This window comes from Marinobacter sp. AL4B (genome assembly GCF_019916045.1).
Classification (GTDB): Bacteria; Pseudomonadota; Gammaproteobacteria; order Pseudomonadales; family Oleiphilaceae; genus Marinobacter.
Window position 1 is genome coordinate 431,089 of the sequence record NZ_JAILWZ010000013.1, and the last position, 15,624, is coordinate 446,712.

Annotated in this window: 15 protein-coding genes; 8 read left to right on the forward strand and 7 right to left on the reverse strand. The window is 53.4% G+C overall.

Translation table 11 applies throughout. From position 1 onward, the window contains the following. Positions 1 to 51: 51 nt before the first annotated feature. The 5 genes from K5L82_RS12305 to K5L82_RS12325 all read left to right on the forward strand — a co-directional run bounded on the left by K5L82_RS12305 (position 52) and on the right by K5L82_RS12325 (position 5,663). Positions 52 to 1,128: a TRAP transporter substrate-binding protein gene (locus K5L82_RS12305; protein WP_223134341.1), complete on the forward strand. Its 1,077-nt coding sequence runs from the start codon at positions 52 to 54 to the stop codon at positions 1,126 to 1,128. A gap of 106 nt (positions 1,129 to 1,234) precedes the next feature. After that, complete coding sequence (locus K5L82_RS12310) at positions 1,235 to 1,780, forward strand: TRAP transporter small permease subunit (protein WP_223134342.1); 546 nt, start codon at positions 1,235 to 1,237, stop codon at positions 1,778 to 1,780. Beyond that, positions 1,777 to 3,072: a TRAP transporter large permease subunit gene (locus K5L82_RS12315; RefSeq protein ID WP_223134343.1), complete on the forward strand. Its 1,296-nt coding sequence runs from the start codon at positions 1,777 to 1,779 to the stop codon at positions 3,070 to 3,072. The genes K5L82_RS12310 and K5L82_RS12315 overlap by 4 nt, the downstream gene beginning before the upstream one ends. Before the next feature lie 156 nt (positions 3,073 to 3,228). Then, positions 3,229 to 4,539, forward strand: coding sequence for an SAM-dependent methyltransferase (locus K5L82_RS12320; protein ID WP_223134344.1), 1,311 nt, complete (start codon positions 3,229 to 3,231; stop codon positions 4,537 to 4,539). Beyond that, a complete protein-coding gene (locus K5L82_RS12325) occupies positions 4,539 to 5,663 on the forward strand; it encodes an NAD(P)/FAD-dependent oxidoreductase (protein WP_223134345.1) in 1,125 nt (374 codons plus the stop codon). Before K5L82_RS12320 ends, K5L82_RS12325 begins: the two co-directional genes overlap by 1 nt. A 92-nt stretch (positions 5,664 to 5,755) precedes the next feature. Here K5L82_RS12325 and K5L82_RS12330 read toward each other — a convergent pair whose 3' ends face one another. From K5L82_RS12330 to K5L82_RS12345, 4 genes are all read right to left on the reverse strand, one after another. Next, positions 5,756 to 6,694, reverse strand: coding sequence for a porin (locus tag K5L82_RS12330; protein ID WP_223134346.1), 939 nt, complete (start codon positions 6,692 to 6,694; stop codon positions 5,756 to 5,758). Positions 6,695 to 6,729: 35 nt separating this feature from the next. Then, a complete protein-coding gene (locus K5L82_RS12335) occupies positions 6,730 to 7,371 on the reverse strand; it encodes a DUF2057 domain-containing protein (protein WP_316933394.1) in 642 nt (213 codons plus the stop codon). A gap of 183 nt (positions 7,372 to 7,554) precedes the next feature. Then, the gene (locus tag K5L82_RS12340) at positions 7,555 to 9,225 is read right to left on the reverse strand and encodes a choice-of-anchor I family protein (protein WP_223134347.1); all 1,671 of its coding nucleotides are present in this window, start codon (positions 9,223 to 9,225) and stop codon (positions 7,555 to 7,557) included. 156 nt (positions 9,226 to 9,381) lie between these two features. Further along, positions 9,382 to 9,855: a Dps family protein gene (locus K5L82_RS12345; protein WP_223134348.1), complete on the reverse strand. Its 474-nt coding sequence runs from the start codon at positions 9,853 to 9,855 to the stop codon at positions 9,382 to 9,384. A gap of 222 nt (positions 9,856 to 10,077) precedes the next feature. On the opposite strand from K5L82_RS12345, the gene K5L82_RS12350 reads away from it, so the two are divergent. Next, positions 10,078 to 10,353 (forward strand): DUF2061 domain-containing protein, encoded by a 276-nt coding sequence (locus K5L82_RS12350; protein ID WP_262492652.1) that lies wholly within the window; start codon positions 10,078 to 10,080, stop codon positions 10,351 to 10,353. 19 nt (positions 10,354 to 10,372) lie between these two features. Here the strand turns inward: K5L82_RS12350 and K5L82_RS12355 are convergent, their stop codons facing one another. Next, on the reverse strand, positions 10,373 to 11,812 hold the full coding sequence (locus tag K5L82_RS12355; protein WP_223134349.1) for a dihydrolipoyl dehydrogenase: 1,440 nt from the start codon (positions 11,810 to 11,812) through the stop codon (positions 10,373 to 10,375). Positions 11,813 to 11,948: 136 nt separating this feature from the next. On the opposite strand from K5L82_RS12355, the gene K5L82_RS12360 reads away from it, so the two are divergent. Beyond that, positions 11,949 to 12,620 (forward strand): LysE family translocator, encoded by a 672-nt coding sequence (locus K5L82_RS12360; protein ID WP_223134350.1) that lies wholly within the window; start codon positions 11,949 to 11,951, stop codon positions 12,618 to 12,620. On the opposite strand, the gene K5L82_RS12365 is transcribed toward K5L82_RS12360, so the two are convergent. Beyond that, complete coding sequence (locus K5L82_RS12365; protein ID WP_223134351.1) at positions 12,565 to 13,617, reverse strand: 3-deoxy-7-phosphoheptulonate synthase; 1,053 nt, start codon at positions 13,615 to 13,617, stop codon at positions 12,565 to 12,567. The genes K5L82_RS12360 and K5L82_RS12365 overlap by 56 nt on opposite strands. Before the next feature lie 368 nt (positions 13,618 to 13,985). Here K5L82_RS12365 and K5L82_RS12370 point away from each other — a divergent pair, with 368 nt between their 5' ends. Next, positions 13,986 to 14,789, forward strand: a complete 804-nt coding sequence (locus tag K5L82_RS12370) for a secretin (protein ID WP_262492653.1) — start codon at positions 13,986 to 13,988, stop codon at positions 14,787 to 14,789. Between the two features lies 1 nt (position 14,790). On the opposite strand, the gene K5L82_RS12375 is transcribed toward K5L82_RS12370, so the two are convergent. After that, positions 14,791 to 15,306, reverse strand: coding sequence for a molecular chaperone DnaJ (locus tag K5L82_RS12375; protein ID WP_133007298.1), 516 nt, complete (start codon positions 15,304 to 15,306; stop codon positions 14,791 to 14,793). Between the last annotated feature and the right edge of the window lie 318 nt (positions 15,307 to 15,624).

Sequence of the window (15,624 nt, forward strand, 5' to 3'; positions counted from 1 at the left end):
TGTCCAGCTCCCCGGCACACAATTAAAACAATAGAAAAGGTTGGAAAGACCATGAAGATCCGCACCTTTATATCGGCGACTGTGCTCGCTGTGGCCACCACGTTTTCTGCTTCGCAGGCTCTGGCCCAAGAAAAATTCACGTTAAAACTTGCCGAAACCTGGGGCCCAAACTTCCCGATCTTTGGCGACACCACCAAACGCTTTGCCGAAACCGTTGAAAAAATGTCCGACGGTCGCCTGCGAATCCGTATCGACTCGGCCAACAAACACAAAGCCCCACTGGGTGTGTTCGACATGGTTAAAGCCGGTCAGTACGACATGGGCCATTCCGCCTCCTACTACTGGAAGGGCAAAGTCCCCGAAACCTTATTTTTCACCAGCATGCCCTTCGGCATGAACGCCATGGAGCAGTATGCGTGGTTCTATCACGGTGACGGCATGGAGCTGATGCAAGAAGTGTATGAGCCTCACAACATGTTGTCGTTTCCAGGAGGCAACACCGGCATTCAGATGGGCGGTTGGTTCCGAGAAGAAATCAAATCGCTGGACGATCTTAAAGGCCTGAAAATGCGGATTCCCGGCTTTGCCGGCGAAGTCTTCGCCGAAGTGGGCGTAAACCCCACCAACATCGCCCCGGGCGAGCTGTACACTGCTCTTGAGCGCAACACCATTGATGCAGTTGAGTGGGTTGGTCCGGCACTGGATTTGCGCCTAGGCTTCCAGCAAATCGCTGACTACTACTACACTGGGTGGCACGAGCCTGCGACCGAGTTGCAATTCCTGATCAACAAGCGTGTATGGGAAAAACTGCCAGCAGACTTGCAAGAAATTATGCGAGTAGCCATGCGCACTGCATCCTACGACATGTTGGTGCACTCTCAGCACGCTAACGCGGAAGCTTGGGCGAACATCAAAAAAGAATACCCCAACGTACAGATCAAACGATTCCCCGCTGACATCTTCCAGGCCATGTACGATGCCAACAAAAAACTGTTGAAAGAATCAGCCGAGAAAAGCCCAATGGCTAAAAAAATCATCGACTCACAGCTGAGCTACCAGAAGCAAAGCCGTGCCTATACCGAAATTTCTGAACGTGCATACCTCAACACCATGGGAGAAGTTCAGTAAACTCTGGGCCATGCTAAATCAGAGCCGGGATCGCTCTTGAAAGTGGTTCCGGCTTTTTTCATTAAAAAGCCACATAAAACATCCACTCAGCGGAGGAAGAGGTTTAATGCGCTGGATTATCAGATTAGATGAGGGCCTGGCCTGGCTCTCCAGACTCTGCGGTTGGATCGCCTGCGTGGCCATGATTCTGATGGCCGCCAACGTTTTCTACGACGTCGTCACCCGCTACGTTTTCAGCGATGTCTCGATTGGCATGCAAGAGATGGAATGGCACCTGTACTCGATGGTTTTTTTGATGGGCATCCCCTACGCCCTGCGCACAGACGGCCACGTACGAGTAGATGTGTTCTACACCAATTGGCAGCAAAAAAACAAAGCGTGGATTAACCTTATCGGCGCCCTGATCTTTGTGATCCCCTTCGCCTACCTTATCGGTTTTTATGGCTACAGCTTTGCGATTGACGCCTACGAGATGGGCGAAGGCAGTGGCGACCCGGGCGGCTTGCCCCATCGCTGGATCATCAAATCGGTTATCCCGATCAGCGCGTTCTTTATCGGCGCTGCAGGCTTGAACATGATTACCTACGCCGTCCGCGTACTGGCCGGTGAAAAGTCCTATGATAGCGAGCACAGCGCAGGAGGTTTGGCATGATCGGTATGATTATGTTCCTTGTGGCCCTGTTCATGCTGATGCTCGGCTTCCCCGTGGCCTTTACCTTTGGGGGCGTGGCCTTGTTCTTTGGCATCTTCGCCGAGGGCATGGATCTGTTTGCCTTCATGCCTTACCGCATCATGAGCGTCATGCAGAACACGGTACTGATGGCCGTGCCCCTGTTCATCTTCATGGGCGTGATCCTGCAACGCACGAAACTGGCCGAGCAACTACTGACCTCAATGGGCCGTTTGTTCGGCGGCTTGCCGGGTGGCTTGGCCATTTCCACCATTCTGGTAGGCGCACTGCTTGCCGCCTCTACCGGCGTGGTAGGTGCCAGTGTGGTGGCCATGGGTTTGATTTCCCTGCCGGTTATGCTGGCCCACAATTACGACAAGCGTTTGGCCACAGGCACCATCTGCGCTTCGGGAACTTTGGGCCAGATCGTACCGCCATCAATCATCCTGATCATTTTGGGCGACGTATTAGGCTTGCCGGTTGGCGATTTGTTCAAAGCTGCCGTCGGCCCCGGCATGTTGCTGATTGGACTGTATATTGTTTACATTCTGTTCATGACCCGCCTTAAGCCACAGACGGCTCCCCCGATGCCACCGGACGACAGCATCAGCCGCAGCAAAGAAATTCGCAACGCACTGCTGGCCATCATCCCGCCTTTAGCGCTGATTGTCGTGGTTCTTGGCTCAATCTTTACCGGCATCGCCACCCCCACCGAATCATCCGCACTGGGCGGCGTAGGTGCCGTGGTTCTGGCCATCATCTACCGCCAATTCAGTTTTAAAATGGTGTGGGACGCTTCCAAAGACACCGTGAAAGTGACGGCCATGGTCTTTGCCATTCTTATCGGTGCCACTGCTTTCTCAATGGTTTTCAGCTACACCGGCGGTGACTACTTGCTAGAAGAATGGTTGCTGATGCTGCCCGGCGAACAATGGGGCTTCATCATATTGGCCATGTTGGTGATTCTGGTACTGGGATTCTTCATCGACTTCGTGGAGATTTCCTTCATCATCGTGCCAATTCTGGCGCCGGTGGCAGAAGCTATGGGCATCAACATGCTCTGGTTTGCCATCCTGATTGCCATGAACCTGCAAACCAGCTTCCTGACGCCACCCTTCGGGTTTTCGTTGTTCTATCTCAAGGGCGTTGCGCCCGCCGAGGTGAAAACGACCGACATCTACAAAGGCATTATTCCGTTTATTCTGATTCAAATTCTGGTGTTAGCGCTGATTGTCATCTTCCCGGAATGGTTCGGGATGAGCTCCACCTACTAAACCCCGCATGAAAGGCAGGCCGGAATGCTCCCGGCCTGCCTTTCATCTCCCCCCCCGACCTGTCAAAATCTGGTCATTTTATATACAATTCAGGAAGAGCGACTCTCAGTCTGGCTTTCGGGACCGCCGGTATTGCAACCAACGGGAGCCTGAATTATGTCTAGCAGCAACGCCCGCAAGGCTAAGCAATCAGGCAAGGATGCTCCGCACCTCCTGAGCATTTCTCGTGAGGGGCCTCTTCCTGACCGGGAACCCCACAACTACGAGCGCTGGCTGCTCGACAAATTCATTCGCTTGGCCGGCTCCCCCCCCATTTGTTTCCAATTATGGAATGGCGATCGGATCGAGCCGGAATACCAGACCGCCCGCTTCACCTTAACTCTGAACGATTCCAAAGCGCTCTATGCCCTGGTAACCGACCCAAACTTGGCCATGGGCGATTTATACAGCTCGGGGCGGATCGACATAGACGGTGATCTCAGCGACTTCCTGGAAACCGTGTACCGCTCGGTTCACGCCGCCCGTCGACAGTGGCCAAAGTGGCTAGATAACCTATGGAAGAATCCGAACCCACGCTCTTCCGGCCTGCCGCAAGCCAAAGAAAACATCCACCACCACTACGACCTGGGTAACGAGTTCTACAAACTGTGGCTGGATCAGGCTGAAATGCAGTACACCTGCGCCTACTACGAACACCCGGACTACACACTCGAACAAGCACAGCTGGCCAAACTGGAGCACGTATGCCGAAAACTGCGACTGAAACCGGGTATGACTGTGGTGGAAGCCGGCTGTGGCTGGGGCGGCTTGGCCCGCTATATGGCGCGCAATTATGGCGTGACCGTTCGTTCCTATAACATTTCTCGAGAACAACTCAACTACGCCAAAGCGGAAGCACGACGGCAAGGGCTTAACGATCAAATCCGTTACATCGAAGACGATTACCGCAACATACAAGGCGAGTACGATGCATTTGTATCGGTGGGTATGCTGGAACACGTAGGCAAGGACAACTACCCGGCACTGTCCGATGTAATAAAAAGATGCCTTAAGCCCGACGGCCTTGCTCTACTTCACAGCATCGGGCGCAACCAACCAATGCTGATGAACGCCTGGATCGAAAAGCGCATTTTCCCCGGCGCCTACCCGCCTAGCATTGCCGAGTTCATGCACATCTGCGAGCACAATGATTTTTCGGTACTCGATGTGGAGAACCTGCGTTTGCATTACGCCCAGACCCTGAACCATTGGATGGAAAACTTTGCCCGGCAGCAGGATGCCGTAACCGCTTTGTACGATGAAGGCTTCACCCGAGCCTGGCGATTCTATTTAGCGGGCTCCATCGCCGCCTTCCGCGCGGGCTCGCTGCAACTTTTCCAGGTTGTTTTCAGCCATGGCGATAACAACCTGTTACCGCGAACCCGTCAGGATTTGTACGCCACACCGACCACACCGGAGCACTCATAATGGATACCTTCGATGCCATCATCGTGGGCGCCGGCCCCGCCGGCTCCACCCTCACCCATGCTCTGGAGAATGCCGGCAAGAACGTTTTGATCGTTGATAAAGCGTCGTTTCCCAGAGACAAAACTTGCGCTGGCTGGGTAACGCCGGCGGTTCTTGAAACCTTGCGCATTAATATCAACGACTACCGCCGCGATCGAACACTGCAATCCATCAGTCGATTCCGGATCCGCATGATGGGCCAGAGTCCTGTGGAAAACTGCCATGGCGGCGTGGTCAGCTACGGCATTCGGCGCTGCGAGTTCGATGCCTACCTGCTGGACCGGGTCAAATCCCGCAAACAACTGGACACCCCGGTGAAATCCATCACCCGGGATAGCGGCCTCTGGCAGGTGAACGAGCAGTGGCAAGCCCCGCTCTTGATCGGAGCGGGAGGGCACTTTTGCCCGGTAGCCAAACAGATCGGCTCAGGCCCGGGTAAACATGAAATGGTCGTAGCCGCCAAGGAAGTGGAATTTAAAATGACCCCAGCGCAAGCCAAAGCCTGCGCAGCTCGGGGTGACACCCCAGAACTCTGCTTCTGCCACGACCTCAAGGGCTACGCTTGGGTATTCCGGAAAGGTGATTTTCTGAATATCGGCTTGGGGCGCGAAGACAATCACAAGCTGACCGATCATCTGGAGGACTTTGTTCACGAGATGAAACAAGCCGGTCGTATTCCCAACGATTTACCCAACCGTTTCAAAGGCCACGCTTATCTGTTGTATGACCACGCCGGGCGGCCGCTGTTCGATGACGGGGTTCTATTGGTCGGGGATGCGGCGGGGTTGGCGTACACCCAAAGCGGTGAGGGCATTCGGCCCGCCATTGAGTCCGCATTGATTGCGGCCCAAGTCATTCTCGACGCACCGGATTGCTCCGCCTTGTCTCTTCGCCACTATGGCGAGCACATAGCCAAACGCTTTGGTCGCCGTTCCGATGCACAGGCAACAGCTTTCGAAATGCCGGACTGGCTCAAACAACCTCTTGCCAGCACTTTGATGCGCTCCCACTGGTTTACACAGAAGGTAGTGACAGAAAAGTGGTTCCTGCATCAGCAGATCCCGCCGCTGCAGATCGCGGTATAAAATACACAAAAGCCGGGCAATGGTGCCCGGCTTTTGTTTTCCTCGCGCCAACCGTTGGCGTGACCAAGGTTAGCGGTTGGGGGGGGTGCGGCTTAGAACTTCACGCGCATACCGGCCAAAAAGCCCATGTCCGTGTCATCCTCATCGGTGTCGGCGATTTCAGCAAATACGCTGACGTTCTTTGCCGTCGGGAATTTGTAGGTCACGTTCGCGTACCAGGCCGTCACGTCGTCGCTCTTGTCTTCTTCCTGGTTCTGCATGCCAAGTGCGACAGCCGTGGTGCTGGTAACGTCAATGATCGCTGCAATGTTATACAGCGTTGTCTCGAGATCCGTATTGCTATCATCGGTGACACTGTAGTCAGCGGCCAGGCCAAACATGCCGAAGTCATAACCGGCACTCAGCCCCCATGTATCGTTGTCGTCCTGACCAATGGGCGTATTACGCTGGTACGCAGCAGCCAGTTCCAGGCCAGCAATTTCCGTAGAGGCAAACAAATCGAAGAACTCGCCGGTGATGCCGCCTTTGTCCTCCGCCTCCAGTTCGTAAGAAGCAACCAGGTAAACGTTGTCCAGTTCTACATCAACGCGGAAGGTATCGTCACCATCCGTTTTTACCGCGTCAAACTGATCTTCGTCCAGCGGTGATTCATAAGCTTCTTCAATACCAAACTCGTCAGATGCAAAGTTTTGCTTACCCATGGATAGCGATGTAACGCCATACTGGATACCAACGTAGGCTTCTTCAATCGGCTCATCGACATCTTTGCCGTTGGCGTGGTCTTTGAAATCAAAATCCAGGCGACCGAAGGCTTTCATATCGTTGCCCAAGTCATAGCTCACGTAGTTCTTCAGTTCCAGGTCATCAAAATCTACGTACTCATTAGTGTCGTCACCGATTTTCTTGCGCAACTGAACTTGGAAATCACCGTTCAGTTTGTAAGTAAAACCTTCTTTTTCATAAACGGTCGCGGCATTTACAGATCCTGCAGCAACAGTAGACACAGCAACAGCCAGAAGAAGCTTTTTCATTATTTACAACTCCACGTTCATTTTTGGTTTCGTGTTTATCGGTTGCTGGAATCGACCCAGCTGTTCCACTCTTCTCGAGTTTGTTCGTCAGCTTTCAAATACCAGTAACGCAGCATCCTGCTGACCATTTTCTGATCCGGATCGCCTTGCGGATCCAATAACCCTTCTGGGGTCATTTGCAGCTCCGCATCGACGTTCTGTGCTCGCACAGCCACCGCCGCAAAGGCGCGGGAACGGTTGTAGGCCGACAGCTCGCGCGGATAATCGCGCACCAGCTGAAAGCCCTCTTTCTCGAGCACGTCGGTCGTGAACGCCACGGCTCGACCCTGCTCATCCATCAGCCGCCAATTGCCCTGCTGATTGAAGTTCTCCATTTCATGTCGGGTATCGATTCCCGGAGCACTTAGCTTCAGCTCGGCATTCTCACCGCTGAAACGGACAACGAAGGCATTGCTGGTTTCCCGAATATCCTCCCGGCCGACTTCGGTGGTGCACTCCACCACCAGCTGTTGTGTGCCATCAGCCAACGTGAGTCGCTGGCCGGAGGAGGCGGTCTGTTCGCTGCCCTGCACCGCTTGCACATTTACACAAGCGCCCAGCGTCAGCTGCACCTCAGCGAGAGCCGGTAGCGGCAGCAGTGCAATCGTCAAACAGGTAATGCGGGTAAATCTCGTCACGTTCTGAATCCAATAGGTGGTCACCGGCAACGGTGTTGAATCAACTGGAATGACACTATGGAGGGAGGGTATGACAGCGCTATTACAACGCGATTTGGCCAGGTCGTTTTTATTTCTTGGTGTTCAGAAAAAGTAAAACCGCACCTGGAGGCGCGGTTTTACTAGGCAGTTAAGGCTTTAATATCAGTTTGTTGATGCTCCAGCCGATTCAATTCGATAGAGCGTAGTGGTTCCACTTACCTCGTTACCCACCGCCAGGATCGGCCGGCGGGTCGGACTGTCTTCGGCCCGGATGAACGCCATGCCCTCGGGCCCCAGATCTCCGGCCTTGCCAGTTTCAACCTCCGACGAGTTGACAGAGAAATCTCGATTATTCAGGTACTGCACAAATTGTGGACTCTGAGGGTTTGTGACGTTATAGACCATAATGCCTCCCACGCGCTCCAATCCGATAAAGGCATAATTCTGACCTTGGATCTCGCCAACGGCCACGGCCTCAGGTTCGGGCCCCTTATCATCAGAACGGTCATCCACACCGTTCTCATCGTTGGTTGCATTAAAGCCTTCAGGAATCAGATTAGCCGTGATGCGCTCGAAGTCGTTGCCAGAATCAAACACTCGTTGTCCCTGTTCGTTCCAAATAGAGAACGACCGGGCACCATAGCTAAAGAGCTCACCGAATACACAATCTTTCTCGACATCGGTGGCCTTATCGGCCGGATCACAATCGTTGATCACGCCCAGTGTGGAGGTCACCTTCAAGCGGCCCAGATTAGCCTTATGCTGCAGTGCCTCGCGCTGCGTCTCGTTACCGAACGCTTCGTTTAGCTGAAGGTCCTTCACCCGGAACTCTTCACTAAAGCCGTCGTAATCCCGAGCGTCACCTTCGTTCGCGGTAATGTAATAGGTCTTGCCGTTGTAGCCATAGCTGGCAATCGCATCGGGCTGATACATGCCTTTAACGGGCCAATTCTGAAGATTGATAGCGCCATCCTTGTTACTGGCATCCATCTCATTACCCAGTAGACGATGGTCTTTGAAACCCAACGGCAGAACATCGACAATCCGGGCGTTCTCAATATCCAAAACAGCAACCGCATTGTTCTCCTGCAAGGTCACCCAGGCTCGGGCATTGTCTTGAGAAACCGCGATGTACTCTGGCTCAAAGTCCTGAGCGGCTGAAGCCCCCGGTCCAAAGATGCGAATACCGGATTCACGCAGTTCCTGTTCACGACCGTTGTAGGCACGGAAGTCCGCAGTTTTTACCGTAGCGTTTGCAACACCGTTGGCAAGGTCGATCACGCTCACCGAACCTTCCGGGTCTACGGTGTAGTCACCACTCGGCTCGCCCTCGTTAGCGACCAATACTTTTTGACCGTCGAGGGTAAAGGTCACCATGTCTGGCAGCGCGCCCACCGTCACCTCACCCACTTTGGACAAGTCGGATGAGTCGTAGAACACAACTTTGCCTTTCGCCTGCTTGACTTCCGCTTCAATGGCTACCGCCACCAGGTCCCCATAAACCGCGACACTGTTGGCAGATGCCCCTTTCCGGCTGGCGTCGATAGTGTCGATCAGTACAGGAGAAGCCGGCTTGCTAATATCCAGCACATCCACCGTGGCAGCCTTGGCGTTAACCACAAACAGCCGCTGGTGCGTGGGATCGTGCGCGATGATTTCCGCAGCGCTTTCATCAAACACATCACCTTTCGGTACATAGCTGCCCAGCACACTCAGCTCAACCAATCCGGGTACTTCAGCGTTGGTCCGAGAGTCAGTGTCTACTGCACAGGCAGCAAGGCTGCTCGCTGCAGCGAGAACGGCGGAAGTCAGGAGAGCACGTTGAAAAATCATGTTTACCTCGGGTTTGGGTCGTCGTTGTTTAAATGACGACTCACCCTATGGCAAACAGATGACAGAAAAGGGACGAAAATAAGTCAAGTTGAAGACATACGTAAAAAAATGGCGGCTCCAAGAGCCGCCATTTGAGATGCCGTCACTTAAGCGGGTTTAGTGTCCCAGGTAGCTCCGGTACATCCAGACTGTTTTTTCCTGCTCTGAAATGTAATCACTCATCAACGCAGAAGTACCTTCGTCGTCGGCTTCGCCGGCAAGGTTAAGAATGTCACGTTGCTTGGCGATCAGCTTGCTGAAGCTATCAACAATGTTGGTAACAGCTTCTTTGCCGTCAGACACATTCTTCCGCTCAACCACTTCCGACTGTTCCATGTACGTGCTGTATGCATGCGCAGGTACGTGGCCCAGAGTCAGAATGCGCTCAGCAATCTCATCAATTTTGAGCAACAGGTCGTCATACTGCTCTTCAAACTTCACGTGCAGTTCGAAAAAGTTCTCGCCCTTGATGTTCCAGTGGTATCCGCGAACGTTCATGTAAAAAATCTGATAGTTCGCCAGAAGCCCGTTCAGGGCGTCCGCCAGTTTCTGAGTTTGTGCTGTATCAAGACCGATAAAATTCTTACCCATGATGAACCTCCTGGTTTTATTTTGGGCTTTCGATGGCTAAACAATAAGCCCATTTGTGGCGCTATTGAAGTTTAGTTCTCCAATCGCAACGATAGCGGTCAACTATAAAATAAACCTAAAGCTCATAGGTTAGCGCTATCACGATCACTCAAACACTCTATTTGAGAATTACTATCATTTGATTTTTAATGGCGTTAACACATTATCTTTGCGGAGTAAGTCATGAGCGCGTTAAAGCACTATGTTCACAATCACGGTAAAAACGTTGATCAGTCGATGCTGAAAACCATCACGTTTGCGATTACTCATTTTACCGTCGCCTTCTCCGTCGCTTACCTGTTAACAGGCGACCTGTTAATCGGCGGATTGATCGCCATGGTCGAACCGGCCATCAACACTGTCGCTTACTTCTTCCATGAAAAGATGTGGGCCCGCCACACCACGAATTCAACCACTACACCTGAAAGTCACTTTCAGGTGACACCCCAACACGGCTGATTCCTACCTCGAGCCCGGGCTAACTGCCCGGGCCACAGTCCATGCACTCGTCGACCGGCTCGGGCCCTTCCTCCAGGCTGTGATGAAGATTTTTCAAGGCGGTTCTCAACCCTTCTTCAATAACCGGGTGGTAAAAGGGCATGGCCAGCATCTCATCGACACTCATTCGTTTTTGAACACACCACGCCAACAAATGCGCGATGTGCTCTGCTGCCGGGCCGAACATCTCGGCGCCAAGAAACAAGCCGCTACCGTGTTCGCCATACAGCCGTAACAACCCTCGATTTTTACCGATGACTTTACTGCGGCCTTGATTCTCGAAACTGACCTCTCCAACCGCAAAACACCCCGGATATTTTTTATCAACGTCATGAATGTTTAAACCAACGGAAGCAATCTGCGGATCGGTAAACACCACCCCCATCGAGGCTTTCCGCGTTACCGCTCTTACATCAGGCCAGTTAGCAGCGTTATCTCCAGCGATGCGCCCTTCATCTGCCGCTTCATGCAGTAGCGGCCGCTCGTTGTTAACGTCGCCAACCAAAAAGATATGGCTATCACTGCACCGCATAGAGTTGGCGTCCACGTCTGGCATGCCGCGGTCATCTAGCTCGATACCCGCATTCTGAATATCGAGGTTATCAATATTCGGCCGGCGCCCTGTCGCCGCCAACAGATACTCAAAGGTATCCTTATGCTCCTGCCCATCTTCTACCCAAGTGATCTGCACACCCTTTTCGGTTCGCTCGATTCGCTTGGTCTCGGCTTTCGAGCTCAGAGGGAGCTCCTCACCAAACGTTTTCAGCGCGTAGTCGCGAATTTTCTCATCACGAATGCCGCCTATGCCGCCGCGCACGCCAAACAAACGAATGCGAACGCCCAACCGGCTTAGCGCCTGCCCCAACTCCAGCCCAATTACACCAGGACCAAACACGGCAACCGATTCGGGCAAGTCGTCCCAATTGAAAATGTCGTCGTTCACCACCAAGCGATCTTTCGCATCGCTAAACATACTTGGGACATTCGGCCTAGAACCCGTTGCAATCACAATGCGATCAGCAACCACTTCGGTATGTTCGCCCACAATCAAACGGTTTGGGCCCGCAAAACGGGCGTGTCCCATCAACCGCTGTTCGTCTGGTTGGTTCTCCATGGACCGGACAACCGATTGCACAAACCGGTCTCGTTCGTTGCGCACTCGTGCCATCACCTGTCGGCCGTCAATTTGGATGTCACCAACCTGCACACCAAACTGACCAGCCTGGCCGGCGTTGTGCGCACTTTCTGCAGCAGCGATCAGCAATTTGCTGGGCATACAGCCCACGCGGGCACAAGTGGTGCCGTATTGGTTGCCTTCGATCAGCAACACCTTGTCGGTTTTCTTTCGTGCCCGCTGGTAAGCAACCATACCTGCGGTGCCAGCACCGATAATGGCCACATCAACTTCACGCTTTTCCATCAGGCCTCCTAAAACAACATTTCGCCGAGTTTTCTATGACTTACGCTTCGAGTATAGAAGCTTATTGACTCATGACAGGTGAAAACGATAAAAAATCCGCTTATGCTTTCGGCTTTCACTAAGATGGGGACAACAGGTGCAGAACTACTGGCTGGAATTTCTTACCGTGGCGTTGATTCATCTGCTGGCCGTCGCCAGCCCCGGGCCCGACTTTGCAGTGATGCTGCGCCAGGCCATCACTCAATCACGGCGAAACGCATTGCTCAGTGCCGTGGGTATCGGGCTGGGGATTTTGCTGCACGTTGGCTATTCGCTGCTGGGCATCGGGCTAATCATCCAGCAATCGGTCATGTTGTTTACCGTGTTGAAAATCGTTGGTGCTCTGTATTTGTTGTGGATTGCCTGGCACTGCCTACGAGCAAAGCCTGGCAATGTTCATGTGGAAACGAATAATGGAAAGGTTCAGTCAGGTTGGGCCGCTTTCCGGCTCGGCTTTCTAACCAATGTGCTTAACCCGAAAGCAACGCTGTTTTTTGTGTCCTTGTTCTCCGTGGTCATTAACCCGGACACACCCGTGCTGCTTCAGGCCGGGTACGGCCTCTATATGGCCGTGGCTACTGGTTTGTGGTTTACCTTGGTGGCGCTGTTCTTCACCCACCCCCGTGTCCGCCGGGGCTTCAACCGGTTCGGACACTGGCTGGACAGGGTCATGGGCGGTGTTCTGGTGCTGCTGGCCGGGCAGCTTTTATTCTCTACAGTGAGCGGATCAGAGCCTCTGTCTGCTCCCAACCCAGGCACGGGTCAGTAATCGAGCACCCGTAAACCAGGTCTTCGCCGTCGTCCTGACGGCCGAAGGCCAGAAAGCTCTCCAGCATCAAGCCTTTGATGTGGGTGCCGCCGTTGCGCTTCTGAGCCATCACCTCATGGGCAATCTCGACTTGCCGTTCCGCCTGTTTGCAAGCGTTATCATGACTGCAATCCACCATCACTGATGCTGACACACCGGCGCTTTGCAATTCCTTCACCGCTCGAGCAATGCTTGTCTCATCGTAGTTAGTGACACCTCGGCCACCACGCAGCACCAGATGGGTATCCGGGTTTCCGGCCGTAGTGATCATCGCCGGCGCTCCCGATTGGGAAATGCCCATATGGTGATGGCTGTGCGCCGCAGACTTCATGGCATTGATCGCCACAGCCACGCCACCGTCAGTACCGTTCTTGAAACCGGTAGGCATTGGCAAACCGCTGACCAATTCACGGTGAATCTGAGATTCTGTCGTGCGGGCACCGATTGCCGTCCAGCTTACCAAGTCACCAAGGTAATCCATCATGAACGGACTCAATGCCTCAGTGGCCAGCGGCAACCCCAATTCAGACAAGGCCAGCAACAACTTTCGGGAACGCACCAGACCTTGGTTCAAATCACCTTCACCGGTGCGGGCAGGGTCGTACAACAGACCTTTCCAGCCCACCGTCGTACGAGGCTTTTCAAGGTAGGCACGCATCACAATCAGGAACCGGTCACTGACTTCATCCGCCAGTGCTTTCAATTTGGTGCCGTAGTCCAGCGCGGCCTGCTCATCGTGAATCGAGCACGGCCCGATAACGATCAGCGTGCGCGGGTCATCGCCATTCAGCACGTTGCGAATCTGCTCTCGGTAACCGGCGATGGCCCGGGTCAATGGCTCACCGGCAGGAAACTGATGGCGCAGCTCATTGGCGGTTGGCAGCTTGGCTTCCTGGCGAGGCTGGCAAGTGGTCGACGATACTGTATCCAACGTTTCAGTTTTCAGAGGCATGTTCATATCCGTGTTCCCGTTATCCCTATGTCAGAATCAAAAAAGCCCCGGCTGGGCTACCAGTCGGGGCTTTTTGAGTCCGGTGGCAGCCTGGGTTGTTTGCCGGGCTGCCTTCCTCGCTAAATTCGGTCGATGAAGATCTTACGGGCGGCCCGAGCTCTGGCTAAAATAAAAGCCATAACCACACCACCAAAAATACACAGCCGAACCTTCGGCCTTCAGGTTTTCACCGAAAGCTTTCAGAACATTCAATTGACAGGCTGCGTATAGTGTCTTCATGCTTTTTACTATATACCCACGGTTTTAGGGTTGGCAACCGGCAATCCTGATTATTTTATCGTCAGCTGCCGGCTTAAAGGATTGTGGAGGTCTGCATGAATATCGTAAAACTGAGCCGGTTCATCCGTTTTCAAGTCTTAGGGATGACTTGCCTGCTGGTATTGTCCGTATTTGCTGCCAACGTTCAGGCAGAACCCGAAGCCCGCATTTATCAGCTGGAAAACAGGACCGCTGAAGCTGTCTCCCAACAAATTCGTGCGCTCTATCAACAAGCTCCCGTTACTGTGACAGCGCGGGGCCTGCAACTAGTAGTTCGAGGAGAACCGGAACTGCTGGACGAAATTGGCACATTGGTGAACACCATGGACGTAGCACCGATTCAAATGCGCATCAGCGTTCGCTACCGACAGGACATCGGAGGTAAACAATCAGGGGCCGGCGTCAGTTTTTCAAACAACAAAGCGAACGCCAGTGTGCAAAGCCGCACCTACAGCACGAATTCCAACACGACTCGTCAGCTGATCGTTCAAGACGGCCAGTCAGCGCACATCACGTCGGGCAGCGTGCGCAGCTTGCCATTCGCCGTTCAGGGTGGCCGAAACCCGGCGTTGATTCTGGAAAAGGTCAAAACCCGAAGCGGCTTCGTGGTGAGCCCACAGGCCATATCGGGCCAAGCCATCGAGCTGAATATCGTTTCCTTTGAAGAAGATCCGGCCGCACTGGAAGGCTATGAAACCGAAGCTTTGATGACCATACGCCGGGTTCAACCCGGGCAGTGGGTTGAACTTGGCGGCACTCGGACGGAGGAAACACACCAGCGAGACGGCATTATCTATCGGGCAAACGGCAAGCAAGCCGACAACCAGTCGATTGAGGTAAAGGTGGAAGTACTGCCCTGACTCAAACGCCGCGCTTACCCAGCAGCAGGTCTCGGGCCTCATTCAGCTTAGCCGCCAGATAATCATTGCCCCCGCGATCCGGATGCAGTTTCTGCATGAGTTTTCGGTGGGCAGTAACAATGTCATCCCGGGGACATCCCGGTTGCACACCCAGAATATCGCAGGCCTCTTGTTCTGACATCGTTCCGGGGGTTGAGGCATTTTGGCCGGCCGAAGCGCCATTCGGGCCATTGGCCCCCTCGTTTTGAGACCCCGACGAATCACCCATCATTTTTCGAAACAAAGGCGCATAACGGAGCAGCGCAGGCAGCTTACGTAATAAAGGAATAAGCGCAGCCACCGCTGCGGTCAAAACATGCACTCGCCCGGTCAGCACCATAAACAGCAGCATCGCGCCGCCGGCCACCAGTACAATTTTCCAAATGGCGGCTTTCTGCCCTTGCGGCGACAAGGCTCCCCACTTTTTAAGCACCACAAAGACCGCAGCGGCCAGGGCCAGGCCCAATATCAGCTGCATGGTTCAATCCTCTCCTGTCCCGGTCAGGGATCATCGCATCACGGTTTGAGGGCCAATGTACTGCGTTCAGCACCGTCACGCACGAATCAATTTTGCGCATCTGGCCACAAAATAATCAAATAGGCCTAACATTGTTAAATACTGGCCGTAATTACCCTTAAAAAGGTCTTTTTAAGCAACCAAGTTGATGACAAAACACTGTAGCTTTTGTAGCATGCTACTTGCTACGATTGCTGACCATTTTTGTCACTACTTTAAACAACCGTCATCAGCCCTTGACTCGCCAAGACAAGCTATTGCTTTTCTTCGTCTTGGCGA

Excerpts from the sequence above, each read along its gene's own strand:
- K5L82_RS12305 (WP_223134341.1), top strand. The coding sequence starts at position 52 with ATGAAGATCCGCACCTTTATATCGGCGACTGTGCTCGCTGTGGCCACC.
- K5L82_RS12310 (WP_223134342.1), top strand. The coding sequence starts at position 1,235 with ATGCGCTGGATTATCAGATTAGATGAGGGCCTGGCCTGGCTCTCCAGA.
- K5L82_RS12315 (WP_223134343.1), top strand. The coding sequence starts at position 1,777 with ATGATCGGTATGATTATGTTCCTTGTGGCCCTGTTCATGCTGATGCTC.
- K5L82_RS12320 (WP_223134344.1), top strand. The coding sequence starts at position 3,229 with ATGTCTAGCAGCAACGCCCGCAAGGCTAAGCAATCAGGCAAGGATGCT.
- K5L82_RS12325 (WP_223134345.1), top strand. The coding sequence starts at position 4,539 with ATGGATACCTTCGATGCCATCATCGTGGGCGCCGGCCCCGCCGGCTCC.
- K5L82_RS12330 (WP_223134346.1), bottom strand. The coding sequence starts at position 6,694 with ATGAAAAAGCTTCTTCTGGCTGTTGCTGTGTCTACTGTTGCTGCAGGA.
- K5L82_RS12340 (WP_223134347.1), bottom strand. The coding sequence starts at position 9,225 with ATGATTTTTCAACGTGCTCTCCTGACTTCCGCCGTTCTCGCTGCAGCG.
- K5L82_RS12345 (WP_223134348.1), bottom strand. The coding sequence starts at position 9,855 with ATGGGTAAGAATTTTATCGGTCTTGATACAGCACAAACTCAGAAACTG.
- K5L82_RS12350 (WP_262492652.1), top strand. The coding sequence starts at position 10,078 with ATGAGCGCGTTAAAGCACTATGTTCACAATCACGGTAAAAACGTTGAT.
- K5L82_RS12355 (WP_223134349.1), bottom strand. The coding sequence starts at position 11,812 with ATGGAAAAGCGTGAAGTTGATGTGGCCATTATCGGTGCTGGCACCGCA.
- K5L82_RS12365 (WP_223134351.1), bottom strand. The coding sequence starts at position 13,617 with ATGAACATGCCTCTGAAAACTGAAACGTTGGATACAGTATCGTCGACC.
- K5L82_RS12370 (WP_262492653.1), top strand. The coding sequence starts at position 13,986 with ATGAATATCGTAAAACTGAGCCGGTTCATCCGTTTTCAAGTCTTAGGG.
- K5L82_RS12375 (WP_133007298.1), bottom strand. The coding sequence starts at position 15,306 with ATGCAGCTGATATTGGGCCTGGCCCTGGCCGCTGCGGTCTTTGTGGTG.